General features: G+C 36.1%; 23 protein-coding genes. 15 read left to right on the top strand and 8 right to left on the bottom strand.

The features are described 5' to 3' along the window. Positions 1-10 precede the first annotated feature (10 nt). On the bottom strand, positions 11-664 hold the full coding sequence (locus V1L52_RS06780) for a hypothetical protein (RefSeq protein ID WP_428768167.1): 654 nt from the start codon (positions 662-664) through the stop codon (positions 11-13). A 238-nt stretch (positions 665-902) separates the two neighbouring features. Between V1L52_RS06780 and V1L52_RS06775 the strand changes: the two genes are divergently transcribed. Beyond that, positions 903-2,102: an IS256 family transposase gene (locus tag V1L52_RS06775; RefSeq protein WP_428771794.1), complete on the top strand. Its 1,200-nt coding sequence runs from the start codon at positions 903-905 to the stop codon at positions 2,100-2,102. After that, positions 2,008-2,331, top strand: coding sequence for a transposase (locus V1L52_RS06770; RefSeq protein ID WP_428768165.1), 324 nt, complete (start codon positions 2,008-2,010; stop codon positions 2,329-2,331). The genes V1L52_RS06775 and V1L52_RS06770 overlap by 95 nt, the downstream gene beginning before the upstream one ends. 400 nt (positions 2,332-2,731) lie before the next feature. Here the strand turns inward: V1L52_RS06770 and V1L52_RS06765 are convergent, their stop codons facing one another. The 7 genes from V1L52_RS06765 to glgA form a co-directional block, all read right to left on the bottom strand. Then, positions 2,732-3,217: a hypothetical protein gene (locus tag V1L52_RS06765; protein ID WP_428768163.1), complete on the bottom strand. Its 486-nt coding sequence runs from the start codon at positions 3,215-3,217 to the stop codon at positions 2,732-2,734. 3 nt (positions 3,218-3,220) lie between these two features. Then, complete coding sequence (locus V1L52_RS06760; RefSeq protein ID WP_428768162.1) at positions 3,221-4,072, bottom strand: RHS repeat-associated core domain-containing protein; 852 nt, start codon at positions 4,070-4,072, stop codon at positions 3,221-3,223. 98 nt (positions 4,073-4,170) lie between these two features. Continuing rightward, positions 4,171-4,743: a hypothetical protein gene (locus V1L52_RS06755; protein ID WP_428768160.1), complete on the bottom strand. Its 573-nt coding sequence runs from the start codon at positions 4,741-4,743 to the stop codon at positions 4,171-4,173. A 4-nt stretch (positions 4,744-4,747) separates the two neighbouring features. Next, positions 4,748-5,104 (bottom strand): hypothetical protein, encoded by a 357-nt coding sequence (locus tag V1L52_RS06750; protein ID WP_428768159.1) that lies wholly within the window; start codon positions 5,102-5,104, stop codon positions 4,748-4,750. Between the two features lie 70 nt (positions 5,105-5,174). Beyond that, positions 5,175-7,424: a TIGR03545 family protein gene (locus V1L52_RS06745; protein ID WP_428768157.1), complete on the bottom strand. Its 2,250-nt coding sequence runs from the start codon at positions 7,422-7,424 to the stop codon at positions 5,175-5,177. Further along, positions 7,421-7,939 (bottom strand): TIGR03546 family protein, encoded by a 519-nt coding sequence (locus tag V1L52_RS06740; RefSeq protein WP_428768155.1) that lies wholly within the window; start codon positions 7,937-7,939, stop codon positions 7,421-7,423. The genes V1L52_RS06745 and V1L52_RS06740 overlap by 4 nt, the downstream gene beginning before the upstream one ends. A 12-nt stretch (positions 7,940-7,951) precedes the next feature. Next, positions 7,952-9,418, bottom strand: a complete 1,467-nt coding sequence (glgA, locus tag V1L52_RS06735) for a glycogen synthase GlgA (RefSeq protein WP_428768153.1) — start codon at positions 9,416-9,418, stop codon at positions 7,952-7,954. A gap of 333 nt (positions 9,419-9,751) precedes the next feature. On the opposite strand from glgA, the gene V1L52_RS06730 reads away from it, so the two are divergent. The 13 genes from V1L52_RS06730 to V1L52_RS06670 all read left to right on the top strand — a co-directional run bounded on the left by V1L52_RS06730 (position 9,752) and on the right by V1L52_RS06670 (position 23,870). After that, positions 9,752-10,801: a glycosyltransferase family 4 protein gene (locus tag V1L52_RS06730; RefSeq protein WP_428768151.1), complete on the top strand. Its 1,050-nt coding sequence runs from the start codon at positions 9,752-9,754 to the stop codon at positions 10,799-10,801. Positions 10,802-10,853: 52 nt separating this feature from the next. Next, a complete protein-coding gene (locus tag V1L52_RS06725) occupies positions 10,854-11,282 on the top strand; it encodes a VanZ family protein (protein ID WP_428768149.1) in 429 nt (142 codons plus the stop codon). Beyond that, positions 11,279-12,166, top strand: a complete 888-nt coding sequence (locus V1L52_RS06720) for an N-acetylneuraminate synthase family protein (RefSeq protein WP_428768147.1) — start codon at positions 11,279-11,281, stop codon at positions 12,164-12,166. Before V1L52_RS06725 ends, V1L52_RS06720 begins: the two co-directional genes overlap by 4 nt. Continuing rightward, complete coding sequence (locus tag V1L52_RS06715; protein ID WP_428768145.1) at positions 12,159-13,415, top strand: cytidylyltransferase domain-containing protein; 1,257 nt, start codon at positions 12,159-12,161, stop codon at positions 13,413-13,415. The genes V1L52_RS06720 and V1L52_RS06715 overlap by 8 nt, the downstream gene beginning before the upstream one ends. Next, a complete protein-coding gene (locus V1L52_RS06710; RefSeq protein WP_428768144.1) occupies positions 13,390-14,832 on the top strand; it encodes a flippase in 1,443 nt (480 codons plus the stop codon). Before V1L52_RS06715 ends, V1L52_RS06710 begins: the two co-directional genes overlap by 26 nt. After that, the gene (locus V1L52_RS06705; RefSeq protein ID WP_428768142.1) at positions 14,832-15,572 is read left to right on the top strand and encodes a DapH/DapD/GlmU-related protein; all 741 of its coding nucleotides are present in this window, start codon (positions 14,832-14,834) and stop codon (positions 15,570-15,572) included. The genes V1L52_RS06710 and V1L52_RS06705 overlap by 1 nt, the downstream gene beginning before the upstream one ends. A 9-nt stretch (positions 15,573-15,581) precedes the next feature. Continuing rightward, positions 15,582-17,369, top strand: coding sequence for a hypothetical protein (locus V1L52_RS06700; protein ID WP_428768140.1), 1,788 nt, complete (start codon positions 15,582-15,584; stop codon positions 17,367-17,369). Between the two features lie 10 nt (positions 17,370-17,379). Then, the gene (locus V1L52_RS06695) at positions 17,380-18,681 is read left to right on the top strand and encodes a hypothetical protein (RefSeq protein WP_428768138.1); all 1,302 of its coding nucleotides are present in this window, start codon (positions 17,380-17,382) and stop codon (positions 18,679-18,681) included. A 41-nt stretch (positions 18,682-18,722) separates the two neighbouring features. Then, entirely contained in the window at positions 18,723-19,724 is a 1,002-nt protein-coding gene (locus V1L52_RS06690) for an EpsG family protein (protein ID WP_428768137.1), read from the top strand. A gap of 28 nt (positions 19,725-19,752) precedes the next feature. Beyond that, positions 19,753-20,841 (top strand): glycosyltransferase, encoded by a 1,089-nt coding sequence (locus V1L52_RS06685; RefSeq protein WP_428768135.1) that lies wholly within the window; start codon positions 19,753-19,755, stop codon positions 20,839-20,841. Positions 20,842-20,886: 45 nt separating this feature from the next. Then, on the top strand, positions 20,887-22,041 hold the full coding sequence (locus V1L52_RS06680; protein ID WP_428768134.1) for a glycosyltransferase: 1,155 nt from the start codon (positions 20,887-20,889) through the stop codon (positions 22,039-22,041). A gap of 96 nt (positions 22,042-22,137) precedes the next feature. Continuing rightward, positions 22,138-23,328, top strand: a complete 1,191-nt coding sequence (locus V1L52_RS06675) for an AAA family ATPase (RefSeq protein WP_428768133.1) — start codon at positions 22,138-22,140, stop codon at positions 23,326-23,328. Next, positions 23,325-23,870 carry a DUF4276 family protein gene (locus V1L52_RS06670; RefSeq protein ID WP_428768131.1) on the top strand — a complete coding sequence of 182 codons (546 nt, stop codon included), beginning with the start codon at positions 23,325-23,327 and terminating at the stop codon, positions 23,868-23,870. Before V1L52_RS06675 ends, V1L52_RS06670 begins: the two co-directional genes overlap by 4 nt.

Below are 23,870 nucleotides of genomic sequence, written 5' to 3'. Positions count from 1 at the left end.
TATGCTGTATCTATACGGCATCTACAATTTTCGTTAAAATTATTGATGAAACTCTTTTTTCTTTATCAAGCACAAAAATAAGATAATAATGCATAGGCCAATTCGTTTCCGTTGTCCTATTATACTGAAAAAAAGATTGTCGTAAAACAATATATCCCAAATTCTTAGGAAGATTATTGATGTCGACTTTTATTTCATTTCCCCAAAGAGAATCTCCGGATTGCCATGTACTGTTTTTTGAAGTTTTTTTATAAAAAACCGCATCAGGATACGCTTTAATTACATTTTCAATTTTATCACCGATACATACACCGCGTATTGTTTTAAATCCCTTAAAGACTTCCAAATAACTAAAATAAAAGTACTTTTCCGGGTTTTGTACAAATTGTTCATAATACATTCTATAAGATTCGCTCAAGGGAATTTCCATATGCCAAATCCTTCCTTTATATAAATCTTTTACTTGGAATTCCTTTGAATTTCCCTTTTCTATCTTTAAAAAATCTGCATCCTCATCAATACAGGAAAAAAAGACAGCAGGGTTATCATAAAAATTATATATCCGATTATTATTCATATTTATAATTGAAAAATCGGAAATTGATTGTCCGTACAACGTAAGCAATAAAGACAAAAAACTGATTATCACAAAGTATTTTTTCATTTTTATTCTCCTATAATAAGTACTCTTTTTATTTTTCCAACATCACCTTCAGTTGAATAATTTCGGTCGGCATCAAAATTGCTTGATCCGATTTTTTGAATATTTTGGCCATCAAGTCCGGAAATACCTATTCGTGGGCCCTGTAAAAATATTTGTGTAAATGGCTGAAAATATGATACTCTAGGAGGAGTATATGACAGCCAGAAAAAACAAGAAAGAGAAGGACGCAATCGATCAGATGCTCGATCGGATTGATTTCCACGGAATGACCAAGGATGAGCTTACCGGTCAGGACGGACTATTACGTCAAATTACAAAGCGCTTTTATGAGCGGGCGTTGCAGGCAGAGCTGGATGAGCACCTCGGCTATGCAAAGCATGACAATGCAGGGGACAACTCGGGCAACAGTAGAAACGGCTACACGGACAAGTCCGTAATCATGAACGACAACAGCACGGTAGAAATCGAGGTACCGCGCGACCGTAATAGCACATTCGAGCCGCTGATAATCCCTAAACACGACAGACGTGCCCCCTTGTTCAACGACCAGATTATCTCGATGTACTCATTCGGGATGAGCTGCCGCGACATACAACGGCACCTGCAGAATATCTATGGGGTGGAAGTTTCACCGGAATTAATTTCTCGAGTGACCGAATCAGTCATTGAGGATGTTCGCCAGTGGCGCAATCGCCCGCTTGAGAAGTCTTACCCGATACTTTTCCTCGATGCCTTACGAGTAAACTCAAGACAGGACGGCAAGAACGTCAACAAAGCCCTGTATGTTGCTCTGGCAATAAACTGGGAAGGCAAAAAAGAGGTTTTGGGGCTGTGGCTTGCTGACACGGAAGGAGCGAAGTTCTGGATGAGTGTGCTGACTGACATAAAGAACCGGGGTACAAATGACATTCTCATAGCCTGCATGGACGGGCTTACCGGGTTCCCCGACGCGCTCAGAGCAATTTTTCCGGACACTCACATCCAGCATTGCATAGTGCACATGATCCGAAGCTCGACGAAGTTTGTTTCTTACAAGGATTTGAAGCAAGTCTGCCGCGACTTGAAGGAAATCTACTGTGCAGTGAACGCAGACAGCGGACGTGAAGCGCTTGAAGATTTTGGAAAAAAATGGGACGGCAAGTACCCGATGATTTCGGCCTCATGGCAGCGTAACTGGAACGAGCTGACGGAGTTCTTCTCGTACCCGGACAGCATCCGCCGTGTCATCTACACGACAAATGCAATTGAGAGCCTGAACTTTTCCCTGCGCAAAGTCACGCGCAATAAATCAAGTTTTCCCGATGACGATTCGATATATAAGGTGATGTACCTTGCGATTAAGAATGCGAGCGCAAAGTGGACTATGCCGATTAAGGAATGGGGACCGGCGGTCAACCAGTTCGCTATCCTTTTTGAGGGACGCTTTCCACTTTGTTAGGAAATGCCATTTACACAGATTTTGTGACAGGCTCATTGAGAGCCTGAACTTTTCCCTGCGCAAAGTCACGCGCAATAAATCAAGTTTTCCCGATGACGATTCGATATATAAGGTGATGTACCTTGCGATTAAGAATGCGAGCGCAAAGTGGACTATGCCGATTAAGGAATGGGGACCGGCGGTCAACCAGTTCGCTATCCTTTTTGAGGGACGCTTTCCACTTTGTTAGGAAATGCCATTTACACAGATTTTGTGACAGGCTCATTTCGTGTTCTACTTTTCCAGCGGAATTTATCATTATAATTCTGCATCGTTTTAATTTCATATTTAATGGCACTTCTTCCTGTCGGGTCAATATACTTCACCGGATTATTGGCTTGAAGCTCGCTGTCGTTTCGCTGCCTGATGTCCGCATAATGGTACAAACGGAAGTTCACCGTATTGTATATCCCTCCCATCGCCGCACGGCTCCCTTGCGTGAGCCGTGCTTACCGAGTTTTTTACAGCCGCTCGGACTGCTCTGTGTTGCGTCTGTAAAAACTTGCGTACCTTCTGCCATATTTTTTATTATACGGGCGTTCCCCTTTCGCTGCAAGGTTTTATGAGACACCTTAGTATTCTCCTTTCTTTTAAACCGAAAACATAGAATTTAACCATTGAGTCTTGAACTTAGGATATAATATAAACCCCAACCATTCTTCCTTGATACTTCCATCGGATAATTCAAATGTTACTTTCAAACTTATATATATTGGCGTACTGTCTTCCATATCATCCAAATTAAATTCTTTCGGCAAATCATATCGTTCCCCTTCAGAATCTGTAGTTGAAAATAATTCATTGCTTCTATACTCAAATGTATTTTTATTGACAATAACTTCTTCAAAAGTAACGGTTTTACATAATGAATTCTTAATATCACAGGTTAGTATTAGTTTATAAGGAGGTACATCACCTCCATTTCCAATATGGCCAAAAACATTAGCATATATTTTAACACCATACATAAAACCAGAATGATTATTATGAAAATATGTTTTTGTTTTTGCAGGGTAAATCAAACATGATACCAATAACAATAACGGAAGAAACAAAATATAAAAAAACTTTTTCATTTTTTAATTCTCCGTATCGGTTTTCTTTTTAAGAAAATCGTTTAAAAAAGCGCCAACCCTTTTTATACCGGAATTTATTAGTTGTCCTGCTCTATCTTCCATATTTGAAGGGTCGTCCTCACCGGTTCCTAATAAACCCCAAAGCAAAACATCTTCTCCATGTGTAATTGGATTATTATTTCTTCCGCGATTAAAGGTTCCTCGTGCTTTAGGATCTGTAACAGGTTTGTTGTTTGTATTATCCCAAATAATCTCACCCCCTGTTTCTTTACCATCCTTAATTGTTTTGTGTTTTGTAATACTTATACCTTCAACTTGATGGAAATCGTCGGCTTCATCTATTTTAAATGTTTCCAAACCCTTAGGATTCCGAACACCTGCTTCTCCAAAAGCTTCTTTCAACGCTTTCTCATTTTCCATATCTCTTAAAGGACCATTATAGTTTTGCAAAGCCTTTGCCGCACTGTAACCTTTTGAGGCTCCTACTACACCTCCTATTAAGGCTCCTAGTATATCGCCTCTCAATCCACTCATTAATGCTCCTTGTACTCCCCCTCCCACTGCCATAGTATATTCAACTACTCTGTAATCGCGTTCACTTCTTCCATCCGGATCTGTATACTTAACCGGGTTATTTCCTGCATAGTGGTAAAGATTAAAGTTTACCTGATTATAAATCCCTCCTTCGCCTTTTTCCGTTCCTGAAACATACTCCCCGACCGCCGGGTCTGTGGTCAACCAGCGTGATGTTTTCGCGTCCAGGTAGCGTGCGCCGTAGTAATATAGTCCCACGCACAAGACGCCGGCTATTGTGCGTGCTTCGTCCCGCTCTTTACCGGTAAATTTAAAGGGCAATGTTCTGTTTTCCGGCGCTCTTTTTTCTATCCAGTATTCTCCGTAGGGCGTGTATTCTACTCTCTCGTATTCGTCCCCCTTTATATGGTCATTTTTTTCTAACCTTTCGAACAGGTATTTACGCGGTTTGCCTTTGCTTTTTGTACTTTCAGTTTTATTATATATATAATATATAATAAAAAAGTCGTTACCGTAAAAATAGGTAAGCTTTTTTGCTTCGGATGTATTGCAGGATTGAAATAGAATTTATATAATTTCATTATTATTGAACCTTGATATCCTTCCCTTATTAAAAGTAAAATAATTTGAATAACTGTCAACAATAAAAAAATCAAAAATATATTTCGTACTGAAGAACATGTTGTTTTCAACGATTGTTTATTTTTATTTGTTTTCTCACTTTGGGTATTCCATCGCAACTGAAGATAAGCAGGGTTCCTTATGTATATATCAATAAGTTCTTTGATATTCCTACTTTGCAATTCATTGCAATAATATATTTTTCCATCCTGAAACTTTGCAACCGAAACATATGTATTCTCTCTGAAAAATTGTATCCAATTTTTTTCATTATGTTTTATTTCAATATCAAAATCGTTTTCCGTATTTTCAATCACATCTATAAGTAGATTGACACTCCGTACCTCTTTTTCATTCAAAAATAGTTTCATAATTTTATGTCTCCATAAATATTCTATAATAGGATTCGATTTCTTTTATGATATTCAATGAATACATATCTTTTGCTAATTTTCTCTTCAAAACTTGAAGATTAGTTACAAAGCCTTTTGGGATTTCCGTGGTATCGCTTTTTCGTATAAGTAAATATAAAATATTAATAAGTTCAGTACATAAATAAATATTTATTTCAGACTGTATAAAAAATACAACCTCCATTATAGCATTAAAAGATTCTTCTGCCGTAAACGAATTATTTATTTTATCTCGTTCTTTTGCAAAAAACCATTCATCTTTTTGCAGTTCTTCTTGCCAATTTAGCTGTAAATTTTGAAGAAGTTCATTTATTTTCATGTTTATTTCTGCACAATAGCTGCTTTATCTTACTTGTCATGTTACCTTTTGCATTATCCGCCCCTATCGGCTATCGGCCGAATAAGCCCTTTAAAGCTTTGCTGGCGGCATCTCCGGCGGCTTCTTTTGCTTTTTCTGCGGCGGCATCGACTGCCTTATCTTTCGCTTTGTTAAGCGCTTCTTTTCCCGCATTTTCGGCACGCTGTGTCAATTCTTTTTTGCGGTTTTCAAGCTCTTTTTGAATTAAATCGACCGCTTCTTTTTGACTTATAATACCTTTTTCTATGCCGCCGAAGACTGCAAGTTTGTCGTTTAAAGGCCCCGTATATTTTTCCAATTCGGCTTGGGCTTGTTGTATTGCCTGTTTTTTTACCGTTTCAAGCTCTTTATTAATTCCCTTTTGAAGGGCGGCGATAAACACCTTATCCGCATCGGTTTGAATATCCATACGTGCGCCGGAAGGCGAAAACTCGCTTTGTACACTGAACCGCAAATTCCGTACGGCCGCAAGTGATTCGTTGTATATGCGCGAAATAAAGGCCGGCTCAAAATCTTGGGCGCTTAACAGTACCTTGTCGAAGTCGAAATCCGCCTCGATTCCAAAGCGTCCGTCTTTTTCGGCTTTTATACCCGCCCGTATTGCCGCTCTTCCCGCAAAGGAAGGAATGCCCGCCGTATCTACGGCGCCGCCTGCAGCTTCAGCCGTCTGTATTATGACGGATGCGGGATTAAACGAAACTTTATAGCCGTTTCCCGAATAGAGGGCTTTAAAAAGCGGGTCTTTTAATTTTTTTCCCGCATTGACGATTCCGTCCGCCTTATGCGTTCGTTCCGTTCCCAAACCGGCCGCCCCTTCATCCAAACTTCCTTCAAAGGAAACGGGCTTTCCCCACAAGTCCGGATCGCTTGAAATATCGCTGAGGCGGCTTTCAAAGCCCGTGCCGCTTGCGAACATCCTTTGTATAAGAAAGCGCGGATAGACGTTTGCGCGGTATTCGATTGTGCGGCCCTTCATGCGCCGCTGTCTTTGCTTTTTAACTTCTTTTTTAGTCTTTTTTTGTAAATCTTCGCGCGAAAGCAGCTCCATAGCCTTTTCGGCATAGGGATAGTATTTACCTAAGGCACCGTAAGCGGCGGCTTTCAGCGTTTGAGAAAATATGTTTTTGCCGTCGGCAACCGTAAAGGACTTGATTTTACCGATTTCTTTATTGATAAAGGCCGTATCCGACTTTACCGCATCCGATGCGCGCCGGGCGGCATCTTTTACCGCCTTGCTGTCGGTTTGCAATTCTTTGACGGTCGATTCGGTTAAGGCGGACAGTTTTTTTCCGTTTTGAATAGCCGTATTTAAGTCTTCTATAGCACTCTTGATTTCCGCAATGTCTTTTATCGCTTGATAATCGCGCGAAAGCACCTTTTCGGCACTTGAGCGGAAATCGTTTACGGAGCTTTCCAATTCGGCGGGGCGTTTTTCCCACACGGGAATCAGCCGTTCGGCCAGCTCTTGGGCCTTTTGCGCTTCTTCGGGCGTTTTTAACTGCTTAAGGGCATTGTCCAAAAAGGTTTGCGGATTTAAAGCAGCAAACATCGAGTCAAGAATTTGTTGTCCTTCGGCTAAAGCCGCTTGCTGCTGTGCCTGCATAAAGGCTGCGGTTTTACCCGGTTCGGCCTTATCCGTGTTTTTTTCTTTTTCGGCTTTTTTTTCACGCTTTGCTAAAGCACCCGAGGTTTTGCGCTCGGTGCCGAATGCCATGCCCGATACTTCAAGGTTTTCACAGACAAAGCGCTTTTTTAAAAGCTGCACAAGGTTAAAGTCGGCTTCGAGCTTTTGGGCTTCGAACACGTTTTTCATCGGCGCATTTTTATCCGCCACCGCCAAGCCGTTTACGGTTAAAGCGGAATTGAAAATTACCACATTGACCGATGCGATTTCCACCTTTGCTCCGGCGGCTTTTTGCAGTACGTTTATTAAAACACGCTTTGCAATCGGATTTTTAAAAAGTCCTGTAAGGATAATTACAGCACCGATAAAGCCTGCAGCAGCCGCTAAAGGAACAAGTTTTATGCGCCCTTTTTGACGCTTTATTTGCTTTGCAAGATTTTTTAAGCGTATAAAGTCGGCGGCCGAATACTCGGTTACGGCAATGCGCTTTTTAAGCGGATCTTTTTCGTCGGCCGTAAATTGGGCGGCTAAAAAATCGCGGTCGGTTTTTATGTACAGCTTTTTTAAAAGCTTTTTTTCAAGCGCTTTTTCCGTATAGGATTTTTTCAAAAGCGCAGGCAGTCTTTTTGCGGGAATATTTTTTTGTTCTTTTTTCATAATTCCACCTCGGTAAAAAAGCCGGCTATTTTGGCAGCTAAGGGAGTTTTGTACAGGGCTTGAACGAATTTATTTTGTGCAAGAGCCGGAGCGGCGAATTTCCGCCATGTAAACACAAGAAATCTTGTTAAGATGTATACGGGAATATACAGTATCAGGCTTGCGGCAAGGGAACCTGCAACAATCGTGTTGTTAAATTTCGTAAATGCGACAAAGGGAATCTCCAGTAAAGCCGCGTACGCAGGTTTTAAAGCTCCGATGTTTAACACCGCATACCCGAGCGCATCCAAAAGCGGATCAAAAAGAGGGGCTATAAGGGTTCCCAGTAAAATACTCAAAAAGAGAGTGCCCTTATGGATACGGACAAACAGAAAAAAAACAAAGAGAATGTACCAAAGCGCATTATTTTTCGGTACAAACCCAAGCAAAATTCCTATGCTTGCCGCATGGGCTATTTCTCCCGGATGCGAGTTTGTGTTCAAGGCTTTGAACAATTTAACGACAGGTGCAATCATAATTTCTCCCGTTTACACTTTCAATAAAGCTTTTTTATACAGCTCTTCGTATTTTTGTGCGGATTCCGCCCAGCCGAAACGCTGTGCCATAGCCCGCTTTTTCATTTGTTCTATATGCTCTTTTTTATTATACCACGCATATACGGCCCAGCCCACCGTATCGAAAATACTTTGCGGGGTTAATAAGTCGAACATAAAGCCGGTTCCCTCGCCCGTTTTTTCGTTGTAGTTTTGAACCGTGTCGGCAAGGCCGCCCGTACGCCGGACAATCGGCAGGGTTCCGTATATAAGCGAATACATTTGATTTAAACCGCAGGGTTCGTAGCGGCTGGGCATAAGAAAAAAGTCGGCGCCCGCTTCCATCAAATGACTGAGGGCATCGTCGTATCCTATGCGGCAGCGCAAATTCGGCAGTTTTGATTGGAGTGCAAGCAATTCGTGTTCGCACCATTTTTCGCCCGAACCTAAAACGGCAAACTGTACATTCATCTTTGTGCACATATCGTAGGCACAGCCGTAAGACGGCCCGAACAGTTCCCCTATTCCCTTTTGGTGGGCAAGCCGCGTAACCATCGTAATGAGGGGAACGTCGGGGTTGACTTCAAGCCCCATTGCCTTTTGAAGGGCCGCTTTGTTTTGCTTTTTTTTCGCCAAGCTTTTAACCGAATATTGTACCGGAATTTTTTTGTCCGAAGACGGATTCCACACATCGGTGTCTACGCCGTTTAAAATGCCGACCAAATCGTCTTTACGGCTTCGTAAAAGTCCGTCCATACCGAAGCCTTGTTCGCTTCCCTGTATTTCGGAGGCGTAGGTCGGCGATACGGTAGTCAGCATATCGGCGCTTGTAAGGCCGGCTTTTAAAAAGTTGATTTTATCCCAGTCTTCAAAGCCCGATGCGTAAAAGTGTTCCCATGCAAGGCCTAAAAAAGGATAGTTGTGTTTACCGTATACGCCCTGATAGCCGAGATTGTGAACGGTTAAAACGCTTGCCGTCTTTGCGAAAACACCCCGTCTTTCGTTAAAACGGAGCAATACCGGAACGAGGGCTGCCGACCAATCGTGTGCATGCATAATGTCGGGAAACCACGAAAGCTTTTTGCACAGCTGGAATGCTGCTTGGCATAAAATGGAAAAACGGTAGGGATTGTCGTGAAAATCGCTTTCGTCGGCAGTACCGTATACGCCGTCGTGGCCGAAAGCCTGCTCATGGTCGATAAAGTATACGCGAAGATTTTTTGTGCCGCTCATGACGGCCGTATAGACGGCCGTCCATTCTTCTTTATAACCGCCGGGAAGCCCCATCGGCCCTTCAAGCAGTGTCAGCTTTGATTTATCTATGCCGTAATAGCGCGGCATAAGGATACGCACATCATGCCCTTCTTTATGCAAAGCGATTGCCAAAGCCGAAACCGCATCGGCCAATCCGCCCGTTTTTGCAAAGGGTACCGCTTCTGCGCTTATCATCAGAATTTTCATGGCCAAGAGCCTCCCTGTCAATGATAGCATAAAGTGCATATATGAAAAAGCCCCCTATGAACAAAAGATAAGATAAAGATATAAAATGAAAAAAAAAGGAATTTTGAGCTTGTAATTATATAGCGCTATATGGTATAATGTTCAAAGTTTGAACAATTGGTAAAAAGGCCTTTAGCCTGTTTCGGCGGCAAAGCAACCGATTTATCATCCATTTTTTTCCTTCGGGCGCACTTTTTACTGCAGTGCTCACGGAAAAAGAAATATACTGCAACAAAAATGCCGTTAAGACTCTTGCTTTTTATCATCTCTTATATTATAATTAAAAGTAATTAAATGAAAGTATTTTTATACCCGCTTACCGCTTTTATATTATCTCTTATCCTAACTAAAGTAATTATACGGTTAAGTAATACATTTAAATGGTATGATAGAACCGGCGGGCGTAAAATTCATACGGGCAATATTCCGCGCTTAGGCGGCGTAGGTTTTGTTATTCCCTTTATTGGGATAACGGCTGTATTTTTTCTAACAAGCGGCTTGAAATTTATCCGTTTTTTACCGCTTTTAATCGGATCCTCCATTATCTTTGTTTTCGGTGTTTTGGACGATTTTATAGGATTACGTCCCAAGTTGAAAATGCTCATTCAAATGTCGGCGGCCGGAATCGTTACGGCGGCCGGCTTTTCATTTTCGGTTTTAGGTCCGTGGCAGCTGGGGTATTCCGGTCCCGTTATTTCGTTTTTGTGGATACTCGGCTGTATAAACGCCTTTAATTTGATAGACGGTATGGATGCACTCTGCGGCGGACTTACTGTCATTATCCTGGCAGCCTATGCCTTTATATGTGCTTCGTTCAGCTTACATTTTGTTATTGTTGTTTTGATTTTAATTGCAAGTATAGCGGGTTTTTTAGTCTATAACAAACCGACTGCAAAAGTATTTATGGGAGACGGAGGGAGCCAGTATTTAGGTTATGTTATTGCCGTCATTCCCCTTCTTGATTTTCCCTCGTATATTGAATACAACAAAATACTCTTGGCTGGAGTTTTGACTTCCATTCCTGTCTTTGATACTTTAGCTGCCGTATGGAGAAGGACGCGGGAACGCCGTTCGTTTTTTACCGCCGATAAAGCGCATATACATCATAAGCTCATGAATATGGGATACCGCGTTAAAGGTATTTTACTGATACTTTATGCTATACAGTTTTTTTTATGCGCTATAGCTGTAATTGCAGTATGTAGTGAGTCGATACGCGGAACGGTTATTTTGGGGATCGGTTTATGTGCAATGTCGCTCTTTTTTTCACTGATTCATTTTACAAACAGAGCCGTAATTGCAAAAGAAAAATCTACCCCCCCCCCCCCCCCCCCGAGAACATAAGAATATAAAAAACCGGTTTCCGTTTAAAAAATAAACCTTCGGGTCATTAATTATGAAATTGCCGATATTTTTAAAAAAGGCATTGCTTTTTATTCCGGCCCTCTGTATTACCGGGATAAGCTGGTATCTTTCTTCTAAAACGCATATTCAAACGATTCCCCGAATAGTCGGCATTGATAAAATACTCCATTGTACCGGCTATGCGGGTTTAGCTTTTTGGACAGCCTTTGCCTTATTGCCTCGGAGCTCTTCTGCAAAAAATTACAGGCGCCGACTTATAATCGCCTTCTCATATCCTGTTTTATACGGAATTATCGACGAAATACATCAATACCGTGTTCCGGGACGTGAGCCTTCGGTGTGGGATTGGACAGCCGATATTATCGGTACCTTTATAGGAATATGGGTGTACGTGAGGGTAAGGGGGCTTCTCAATATGCGTATTCTAAAAAACAATATAAAAGATGGAGAGAAAAAATGACTAAACCGATTGTCATCGCAGAAATAGGCTGCAATCATACGGGGAGCATGGAAATTGCTCATAAAATGATAAAACTTTTGGGTGTTTTTAAATATTTAGATGACAACTCTCAAATTGACATTGTAAAATTTCAAAAGCGGACTAATAAAGAATTATTGTCGCAAGAGGAATATAATGCTCCGCATCCGAATCCTGAAAACAGTTATGGAAAAACATACGGAGAACATAGAGAAGCTTTAGAATTCTCTGTGGAACAACATAAGCAATTACAAATTTGGTGCATAGAAGAAGGACTGATATATTCAACTTCGGTATGGGATATGACTGCGGCAAAAGAAATTGTATCCATATCTCCTAAGCTTATAAAGATTCCATCTGCGTGTAATTTGGATTTTGAAATGCTTTCATACCTATGTAGTGAATATGATGGGGAGATTCATCTTTCATTAGGCATGACAACGCAAAAAGAGGAAGAAAAAATCTTAAAATTATTTAGGGATAAACATAGATTAAAAGATCTTGTTATCTATGCCTGTACTTCAGGATATCCGGTTCCCTTTGAAGATATTGCATTGTATGAGATTACACGTCTAAAGGAAAAGTATGAACATAAAGTGAAAGCCATAGGGTTTTCAGGACATCATTTGGGTATTGCAGTTGATATTGCTGCACTGGCATTGGGGGCAACATACTTTGAACGGCATTTTACTCTTGACAGAACATGGAAGGGAACAGATCATGCGGCAAGTTTGGAGCCGGTAGGATTGCAAAAACTTGCCAGAGATTTACGGAATGTTTCATCAGCCTTATCATATAAAGAAAAAGACATACTTGATATTGAGGATGTCCAAAGAAGGAAACTGAAAAGGAAAATTAATGGCTAATATCGCGTTTATTCCGGTAAGAGGCGGTTCAAAGTCCATACCGCTAAAAAATATAAAACCCCTATGCGAAAAGCCGCTTGTTTATTGGACTATAGCAGCGTGCGAATCGGCAACGTGTATAGATAAAATAATTATTGCGACGGATAGTCAGCTGATTGCTGATACAGTGTCTGATTTTAAATTTCAAAAAGTAGCAATATACAATCGTTCGCCTGAAAATGCACAAGATACTTCATCTACGGAAAGTGTTATGCTCGAATATATTTTGAATACGCATCTTGATCCGAACGATTATTTTTTTTTAATACAAGCTACTTCTCCTTTAACCGGTGCGTATGATATAGACTCGGCGTTTGAGCTTTTGTTGAGGGAAAAAAAAGATTCCCTATTAAGCTGTGTTTTAACCAAACGTTTTTTTTGGACTAAATCGGGTGAATCCGTTAACTATGACTTTTGTAACCGTCCTCGTCGGCAGGATTTTGACGGTTTTTTAATGGAAAACGGCGCTATATATATAAATAAAGTCGGAAATATTTTAAAATTTAAAAATAGATTATCAGGCAGTATTGCCGTATATGAAATGCCTGAATATACGGGAATTGAAATAGATGAACCTGATGATTGGATTATTCTGGAAGCATTGATGAAAAAGTATGTAATACAACCTCAGCGTCTAAATTTTAGTAAGTTTAAACTCGTCCTTACGGATGTAGATGGAGTTTTAACCGATGGCGGCATGTACTATTCGGAATATGGTGATGAGCTAAAAAAATTTAACACTCGAGACGGGATGGGGTTTGAACTATTGAGAAAACATGGTATTAAAACAGGTATAATTACTTCTGAAAATACGCAATTGGTAAAAAAACGCGGAGAAAAAATAAAGGCGGATTATATCATTCAAAATAAAAAATATGGAAGTAAATTGGATACTGCGTTGGAAATATGTAAAAAAGAAGGTATAGATATATCCGAAACTGTATATATCGGAGATGATATAAATTGTTTTTCTTTATTAACCAAAGTCGGATTTGCCGCTTGTCCCGCTGATGCGGTAGCAGAAATTAAAAAGATTCCGGGGATAACGATTTTATCCCATAAGGGCGGTGAAGGTGTCTTTCGTGAATTGGCAGATATGTTTTTAATTCATAAACAAGAAAATATAGTAGATGTCCAAACAGTTGAGTGCTTTTCGAACATCTCAGAAAATAAGCTGTTCCTCGATGGTAAAACAATCATTAACTCGTAATATACTATTTTCTTCATTAAAGAGATTGTTTGAAGTCCTTGTTCCGATTATAACAATTCCTTATCTTTCTAAAACATTGTTGCCGGACGGTATTGGGCAGGTCAATTTTGTTAAAAGCTATATAGCCTATTTTGTAATAATTGCGGAGTTTGGACTTTCTGGTTATGGTACTCGAGAAATTACAAGGCAAAGAAATAGCAAAGAGACTCTTTCAAAGGTAACGAAAGAATTATTTTCTATTAGTCTTATATCAACTTTTGCAGCTTATATTCTTTTTTTTATTTCACTGTTTTTGTTTAATAAACTTCAACCCTATTTGTCACTGTTATTACTGTATTCTATATCCATATTTTTAACCACACTCGGTATGGAATGGCTATTCAGAGGCTTAGGAGAATTTAAATATATCAGTATTCGTTATTTGATATTTAGGATATTGATGTTGATTCTTATGTTTGTCTTTGTAAAAAATGAGAATAACATTAAAGAATATTTTTTAGTATTTATGGTCGGTTCTTCTTTACCCAATATTTTTAATTTTTTATATTCATTTAAATTTATTAACTGGAAGACTGTAGTGCCGCTTGTATATAAACACCATCTTAAATCTCTTCTGTTTTTTTGGTGGCATACTATTTCTATTACTATATATGAACTAACTGATGTGACAATGTTGGGACTTATGTCTACCAATACTGAAGTCGCTTATTATTCCACAACGCATAAATTTGTTTTTATGGTTAATGCACTTTTATGTAATGTCACTATGACTGCTATTCCTCATGCAGTGCACTACATTGAAGTTCAAAATTCTGAAGGATACATGGAATTACTTAAAAACATAGGTAATTTTCTGTTAATGTTTTCTATTCCTTTAAGTTTTTTATGTTTTCTATTAAGTAAGGATATAATTGTTTTGTTTTGCGGTCTTCTATTTTTACCATCATATATAATTATGAATATTCTTGCTTTGTCAATTTGTCCATTTTTATTTGCCGGGTTTATAGGAAATTTGATTCTTTTGCCTTATAGGAAGGAAAAAATAACCATGTTTGTGAATCTGTGTGCGGCAATATTGAACTGCATCTTAAATTACATATTAATTTTGTACTATTCCGCTATCGGAGCTGCTATATCCAGCATTATATCGCAGTACATAGTGTGTCTTTTTTATTACGTGTATACAAGAAGTATGATTTCTTATAAACATTTACTATCCAACATAATGCAGTATTTTTGTGCTTCCATTAGCATGATAATTATTGTTTTACTATTGAAGTACAGTATAAGTACTTTATTGCTAAGACTTATATTATGTACGGTACTTGGTATTCTGGTTTATATGCTAAGCCTAATTTTGATGAAGAATATATATATGATCAATTTTTATAAAAAGATATTAACACGGAGAAGATAATGAAAAAAATAAGATTGTTTTTTCTTATTATGTGTGCAATGCTTCCAAGCAGCTTTTTAAAAAATATGGTTTACCAATTAGTTTTTGGATTTAAGATAGGGAAAAAAGTAAAGATACATTTCGGTGCTGTTATACTTGCAGATATTGTGTCTATTGGGAATGATACAACGATTCAAGCTTTTTCATTGATTCATTCTAGAAATATTGATATAGGAAGCAATTCGAAAATATATCGTAAATGTTTTATAAAAGGTTTATCAAGTTTTGAAATTGGAAACGATGTTATTTTTGGTGCAAATACAACGGTTTATGCACGGTATAAAGGAGTAGAATACCAAAAGAATTGGTGTAATTTTAAGCTTGGTAATAAGAGTGTTGTAAGTCAAAATACGATGTTTGATTGTACAGATAATATAAGTATTGGTTCTAATGTTGTATTAGGTGGTGGTGCAACATGTTTTTTCACGCATGGTTATGATATTCAGCGAAATCGTGTACAAGGAGATATCCGGATCAATGATGATTGCTATATTGGTACTCGTTGTATTTTTTGTCCCGGTGTTTATGTTACATCTGGTGTTCTCATCTGTCCTGGAACCGTAGTGTATAAAAATATTGTAGAGAAAGGTATGTATTCAAGTGCACAACTTGTTAAGATTAATGATACAACAACTTTTTCAAAAAAGAATAAGATTTTAATTGCAAATACACCGGAACCGATATGGCGTATAAAAGAATAAGGAAAAAACATGTATATATCATATGAAGATGAGTTCAATATAAATAAAAATAATGCTATATTTTTTGAACTTTCAGGGAAAAACTATTTTTTTTGGAGCTCCGATCCTCACTTTATTGGTAGATTTTCAGATTCTATAAAAACTGAATTTGAAAAATACGATAGTCTCGAATCTTTTCTTAATGATTTTATCCATGATTTTTGCGGGGCTGTTATTGAAGATAAGAAAGTAATTTTATTTGCATCATTATTCTATCCTACTCGATATTATTTATACAAAAAAGAAGGGCGATGGTGGTTCACAAATAATGCCGATGAGTTGCTGCAGATTGATAAAACAAAAAATTTTAACAATTATGAGCTATTGTATTTTCTGTTAAATGGATATACGACTGCATTTTCCGTCTTTTATAAAAACTGGTATAAACTTCTTCCCGGTGAAGTAATTTCTCCTTTGGAGATTTCCGATAATTATCAGCAACGGCTTGAGCATAATTTATTTTTTAAAAGACTTATAAAAAATACAGTAAAAAGAAAAAATTTAGCAGTATTTGATAATACATTCGATGAAGTTTTGAAAAAAATAGTGAAAGGGAAAAATCGTATTGGTGTTTTGTTCTCCGGCGGTGCGGATTCTACATACGTGTTGTTAAAATTGTTGAGTTTAATAAAAGACAAAACTTCCGTTACTGCATTGATTTTTTTTAACAAGAAATTTTCGACAATAAACGGATGTGATGATAAATCAAAAGCAGTACATTTTCTTGAAGAACATAATATAAAGTATGAAATTATAGATCCTCTGAATTCCGAAACATTAGATGCTTCTATGCTTCAAAATATAACAGCGCTTCCGTTTGATTCTCACCTTTCATTATGGCTTGGTGGGGCTGTACGTAGTATTTCAGCAAAATATGACTTATTGATTACGGGGCAAAATGCCGATTCTATTTATAACTTCGGTCCGACTGCCCGTTTGGATTTTAAAAATATTATTCGGAAGCGTTCTTTGTATTCTGCAGGCATGGGAGAGTTCTTAAAAAGATCTCTTTATGAAACACAAAATCTAAATGCGTTCAAATGGAAAAATAAAAAGTTTGCTTTGTTTGCAAAACTGAAATTTCTTTTAAGTGTGTATCATCTAGACAATCGAATGCTGTCAAAAATGAACTATCGCGATTTTTTGATTGGTTTTTTTTGTCAGTCTAATTATATTCCCTATGTTTATTCAAATATGTTTAAAAATATTACTACTAGAAACGGAATGGATGTTTTTTTTACAAAGACTGATGAATTGGTACAAGGGGTGCAAAAATATGGTTTTAGCTCTAAAATTGATTTATTAAGCTTAAAACTGTTGTCTTATATTCAAGGATCGGATTCTATGGTAATGAAAGGAATTGGAAATAAATCAAATTGTTCAGTTTCTTTCCCTTTTACTGAACCGGAGGCCATATCCTTTTTTTCTTCTTATGAATTGCTTTATCGGGATACGGTCCATCCCAAGAAATGTATTTATGAATTTCTTGATAAAAATAATATTGACCTTCCAAAGCAGATGATAAAGAATACGAATTATATGACGGGAAAGCAAGCGTTGCATCTTGTAAATACAGTTGTTTTTGAGCTGCTTAATAAAAATTCCGAATATGTTTTATCTATCATAAAAAAAATGCCTGATATTATTAATAAAGAATATCTTATTCAAGAGTTTTTTAACTATATTGATGACAGAGAGTATAATACGGATTTGATTTTTCGCTTGCTTTGGTTATCTGTAACTTTTTACCTGCTATAGGAGAAAACTAATGAAAAAAATTGATTTTATAATTTTTTATGAACATATCGCGCGTGAGTTCAATAGTGTTGAATTGCTGCATTCATACTTGTCTTTTCTGGGATTTTCCGGTGTAGTGCTTCCTGTGCATTTTAATAGATATAAATATCTTCTCAAATATAATCCTAAGATTATTGTAACACCGTATTATTATTCCAAATATGATGTATTTGATAATTATCGGAAACTTTATCCCAATACCATTCTTATTAATCTTCATTCTGAACAGGTTTCATGTGAAATAAGTTCAACCCATATGTTACCAAGCGATGAAAAAACAAAAAATGTTTTACACTGTACATGGGGAAAAAACTTTGCAAAACAACTAATAGACCATGGAGTTGACAGATCGAAAATTTTTATAACGGGGTCCATCCGTAATGACTTAACATATACCTTATCAAAAAAAGTAATTGCGAATTCCTCGACGATATTAGTGCCTACTTCTTTTGTCTGGGCATTTCTTGATAAAAAAGAAACAAGTGATTTGATGACTATTTTTAAGGAAGAAAAAAAGGTTGATGAATTAATCAGTTTTACAAAGAAAAGCAGAGATGCTTTTTTTAAAATAATATATAAGTTTTCACAGTTAAATGAGGCGGAAAAAATCATTTTGCGGCCTCATCCGCATATATCGCTAGACCAATATAAAGAAAAATTTTGTGCAGTAAACGGCATTAAAGAACTTCCGGAAAATATTACTATAAAACGTGAAGGATCTATACAGGAGAATATTGCGCAATGTAAAAGTCTGATTGCTTGGAATTCAACTACAGCACTTGAAGCGGCTATGATGAAAAAAAAAGCAGTACTTTTGCTTCCCTATACGTTTCCAGATTTTATGAATTTTGATTTTTTTCGTTATTTTCCGATTGCGGATGATGAATTATCTTTACAAAGGGAACTTGCGAATACTAAAGATGATACAAACGTGGCACAGTATATAATTGACACATATTACGAAGTAGATGGGAAAAGTCATATCCGTATAGGACGTTTTTTGGTTGATTGCATACAAAAAGAATCCACGCTACAGCCGGTAAAAATATATTGGGCGGTGTATTTTTTCGTTAAATATCTTCTGATTGATATCCCTAAAAACATATTGCATCGTTTAGGACTTTTAGGGAAATGGTATCCGTATTATAGAGGAATATTGATGGATTGCAAAATGCTTGACAGCCCTATTGAATATGAAAACACACTATCTGATAATGCTTCAATAGAGTACGAAAAAACTAATGTGGGGACTTTTATCAGAGTTTATTCTTAATGTGGTTTTATATTTTACTTTTATCGTCCTTTATAGTTATTATGGGACGGTATCATATTGCCGGTAATCACTTATTTCCTCCTAAGTACAGCTCAGATATTGTATTCATTGTTTTTCTTTTTTTTGCCTTATTTCGCTTTGATGTAGGCTTTGATTATCCTTCATATTATTCTGCAATTTATCCCAATCCCGATTTTTTTGAGATAAATCGCTGGGAATTAATTCCCAGACACCTTGGTTTACTTTGTGTGCGACTAGAGCAGCCTCAGTTATTTTTTATTTTGATGGGCGTTCCGACATATTGGTTGATATATTCAACGATAAAAAAATACTCTTTATCAATATATGAATCATTTATGATTTTCTTTTGTATATTTTTTTTGGATACCACAAGTACTTTAAGGTCATCTCTTGCAGTTGCAATTTCATTTTGGGGTATTAAATTTATAAAAAATAAGGAGTTGACAAAGTATTTATTACTTATTTTTATAACATTTTTTATTCATAAATCTGTTATTATTGCTCTACCGTTGTATTTTTTTTATAATTATATTGATTATAGAATTTCTATCTGTATATGTATATTACTGGTTATATTAAAAAATATTTTTCTTCAGACTATTGCTACTTTAAATTTTTATGTAGGATATTTACAAAGACTTGATACCCTGGCAGGGGGGAATCTGATTAAATATTTTAATATAATATTAGTATTTTTTTTGTTACTTTTTGCTATACTATTTAAAAATATCAACAAAGCAAAGAGGTATTTTTCAATTATTTTTTTTGGCTTAACATATCCTTTTATATTCGGTAATCATTTAGGGACAAGATTAGCTATTTATTCAACAATTTATATTTGTTTATTATGGCCGGTAGTTATGAAAAATAGGAATTGTAATTTTAGAGCTTTATGTTTATTTCCAATATATTATTATTTTGTTCTTTTATTGGATTATTCTGTAAAAAATCCTACCAGATCGGCTTATATTCCTTATAAGTTGATTTTTTTTGCGGACACTACAATTTTTCGATTTAAATAATATAATTATTGATTGAGGCAGTGCAAGAATGAAAGTTTTATTTGTAACGCGGATATTAGATAAAAAAATCATGGATGGAGGTGCCTCGGTAAGTTTGAGAAATTTTAATTTATTCAAAAAATTGTATGGTGAAGAAAATATTGATCTTTTTGAAATAAAAATACCTTCTGTTTTTGTAAAATTAAAGAATGTTATTTTCAATCAATTTTATGGACAAACGGGATTGTTAAAAAAAACTTTTAATAAAAAAATAAAATCGACTAACTATGATTTTGTTTTTTTTAACGGCTCTCTTTACGGTCCATTAGTTGAATCTACTAAAAAAAATGGTTTGAAATCTATTGTTTTTTATCACAACATTGAAGCTAATTATTATAAGAGTAGATATTTGATCAAGAAAAATCTTGTTTCTATTCTGTTTTATTACTATGTCAAAAAAAATGAAATTCTTTCTACCGATTTTTGTGATTTCAGGATTGTATTAAATAAAAGAGACGGAGAAGAATTAAAAAAAATATATAGAAAAGATTTTAATTTTGTTTTACCTATTTCTATGCCAGTCAAAGATGTGGATAAAACGACATTTGTGAAGAATAGATATGCTCTATTTGTAGGTTCTAATTTTTTTGCAAATCAAGAAGGACTGAGTTGGTTTATTGAGAAGGTTGTTCCCCATATTTCTATTCCTCTGTATGTTGCAGGTTCAATATGTGATTTTCTTAAATCTAAGTATCCTGCTAATAAAAAAATAGTTTATTTAGGTTTTGTTGATAATTTAGATGACGTATATACAAAAGCTGCTTTTATAGTGTCTCCTATATTTAAAGGTTCTGGCATGAAAACAAAGACGGTGGAAGCTCTTTCTTACGGTAAATATATTTTAGGTACATCTGAAGCTTTTATCGGTATTGATTCTGATTATGAGAAGATAGGTGCTTTGTGTAATGATGATGTTTCTTTTGTTACAAGAATAAATACTTGGAATGCAGTTTCTAATTTTAATATATTTTCTCATAATTTATTTTTAAATAATTATACAGATCAAATTATTATGGACAAATTTAAATCATGTTTTATCGATGGAGAATTTAATAGATGCAATAAAATTAATGCTTAAGGTCGTGATAAATATTTAAATATTTTATCTGAGGGGAGTAGATAAATGAAAAGAGTTTGTATTCTTACATCACGTTTCCCATATCCTGAAAATGGCGGTGATGTTGTATTAATTAATGATATTATGAGATATTTTAAAGAGATTGGTTATGAGGTTATATTACTATCATATTATGAATCACATCAAAAACAGAATATCACTTATAATTACGATAATATTGATAAAATGATAGTAATAAAAAGAAATCGACTTGCTTCTTTTTTTTACAGTTTTATTTTTTTATTGCGTAGAAAACCTATTCAATGTGGATATTATTTTTCAAAGAGAATGCAAAAAGAATTATCTTTAATTAATAAAAAATATAATCCGGATCTGTATGTATGTTATTTATTAAGAATGCTTCCACAATTTGAAGCACTGGGTATTAGAGATAATGTTATTGTTCAAATGTCTGATATATTGTCAAATACCTATGAATTATCAAAATTAACGAATTCTTCATTGATAAAGAAAATAATATATAAGTTGGAAAAAAAGCCGATAAAAAATTATGAAACTTATGCTTTTACTACGTATAAAAAAGTAGTATTAGTTTCTCAAAAAGACAGTAAAGAGTTTTCTCACCACCCCTCTGTACGATATCATGCTCACGGTATCCGTAATGTAATCATCGCTGATCAAATTAATAAAAACAAAATTATTTTTCTCGGCAATATGCGTACTTTGCAAAATGTTGATGGCTGTCTATATTTTATAGATAGCATTTTCCCCATAATTCTCAAAGATGTACCCGATGCCGTTTTGTATATAGTAGGCGCAGCTCCTTCTCATGAAATACTAAAAAGACAATGTGATAATATTAAAGTTACGGGCTATGTTGAACATATTGAAGATTATATAAAGGATGCAGCTGTAAGTGTTGCTCCTATTCGTATCGCTTCAGGGCTTCAAAATAAGATTCTTATTTCTATGGCCTGCCATGTTCCGACAGTGGTTTCATCATTAATAGCTTCCGCTATTCCTGAACTGATTGATAATCAAAATTGTTTTATAGATGATAAACCGCAGACTTTTGCTCAAAAAGTTGTGCGGTTGATGCATGATACCGAATTGCGCAATAAAGTTGCAGATAATGCGGTGAATCTTGTTAAAAATAATTATTATTGGAATATACATTTGCAGGGATATGAAAAAATATAATGTAAGGCCTCTGTTTTGATTTCAGAAAGATATAATCTTTTAAATTTTGTTGAGGATTATTTACTAAAAAATTAAATCTTATAAGGATTTTTTATTATGAAGATTTCATCAATCAAAATACAGAATTTTAAAACTCTGCAAAATATACAAATTAATGAACTTCCGTCTTTAGCTGTTTTTGTTGGAGCAAACGGAACGGGAAAAACAACTTTATTTGATGTCTTCGGTTTTCTGAAAGATTGCTTAACCTTAAATGTTACGAAAGCGGTGCAGGCCCGTGGAGGATATACTGAATTAATATCAAGAGGTCATATTGATGAAAATATTATTATTGAAATCAAGTATGAAATGAAGATAGCTCAAAAGTCCCGGCTGGTTACCTATTATTTAGAGATAGGTATGATGAATACTAAAATTGCCGTAAAACGAGAATATCTGTGTTATAAAAGATCGTCTTACGGTTCTCCTTATCATTTTCTTGATTTTGCAAACGGAAACGGTTTTGCAATTTCAAATGAAGAAGATTTTTCAAAACCCGATACGGAATTAGCACGTGAAGATCAGAATTTAGGTGCACAGGATATTCTTGCAATTAAGGGACTCGGTCAGTTTGAAAAATTTAAGGCAGCAAATGAATTTCGGAAATTAATAGAAGGCTGGCATGTGTCGGATTTTCATATTGAATCCGCCCGCGGGAGTAAAGATATAACCAATTATTCCGAACATCTTCTGGCTGACGGAAGCAATTTACAAAATATTGCTCATACTATGCGCGAGCAGTATCCCCAGGTTTTTCAAAAAGTGCTTCAAAAAATGAAAGAAAGAGTTCCGGGAGTGGATAATATTCAGTCCGAATCCACTTTAGACGGCCGCCTGCTATTGAAGTTTCAAAGTGATTATTTTAAGGATCCTTTTATTGATCGATATGTGTCTGACGGAACATTAAAAATGTTTGCATATCTTATATTATTGCATGACCCTTCTCCGCATCCCTTATTGTGTATTGAAGAGCCGGAAAATCAATTATATCCCAAGTTATTATATGAATTGGTTGAAGAACTGCGTGATTATGCACGCACAGGAGGTCAAGTATTTTTATCGACTCATTCCCCTGAATTATTAAATGCTGCATATATTGATGAGGTTTTTTGGCTTGCAAAAGAACAGGGCTTTACCCGTATTCAAAGAGCCTCGGAGGATCGACAAATTTGTGCTTATATGAATGAGGGGGATAAGCTGGGGTATCTATGGAAACAGGGTTTTTTTACTGGAGCTGATCCGCAATGAAAGAACTGGTGTGCTTGCTTGAAGAACCGTCAGCAAAAATATTTCTTAATATAATTTTTTCAAAGTTGCCAAGCCCATATCCTGTTAGATACATTCTATTTGACGGTAAACAGGATATGGAAAAAAATATATATCGTAAATTAAAGGCTTATTGTAATCCTAATGCCGTATTTCTTATTTTGAGAGATCAGGACTCCGGTGATTGCAGGATGATCAAAGAGCGATTGATGAATAAATGCATTACTTCGGGAAAAAATAAATTTTTAGTCCGTATAGCTTGTCATGAACTTGAAACATTTTATCTTGCAGATTTAGAGGCTGTTGGTCAGGCTTATAGTAAACCTCTCGAAAAAATTCAAAATAACAAAAAATACAGAACCCCTGATTCTTTGGAAAATCCTAAATGTGAATTAAAAAAAATATGTCCTGAATATCGCGAAATTGAAGGAGCCGGAAGAATTACACCGTATATGAATATTGCAAATACAAGGTCTGCGAGTTTTAAGAATTTAATTACCGGTATACAAAAATTATTTGACTGA

The sequence above is a fragment of the Treponema sp. HNW genome (genome assembly GCF_050320395.1).
GTDB lineage: Bacteria > Spirochaetota > Spirochaetia > Treponematales > Treponemataceae > Treponema_C.
The sequence above is the reverse complement of the archived record's forward strand: the minus strand, read 5'-3'. Positions and strand labels throughout refer to the sequence as shown.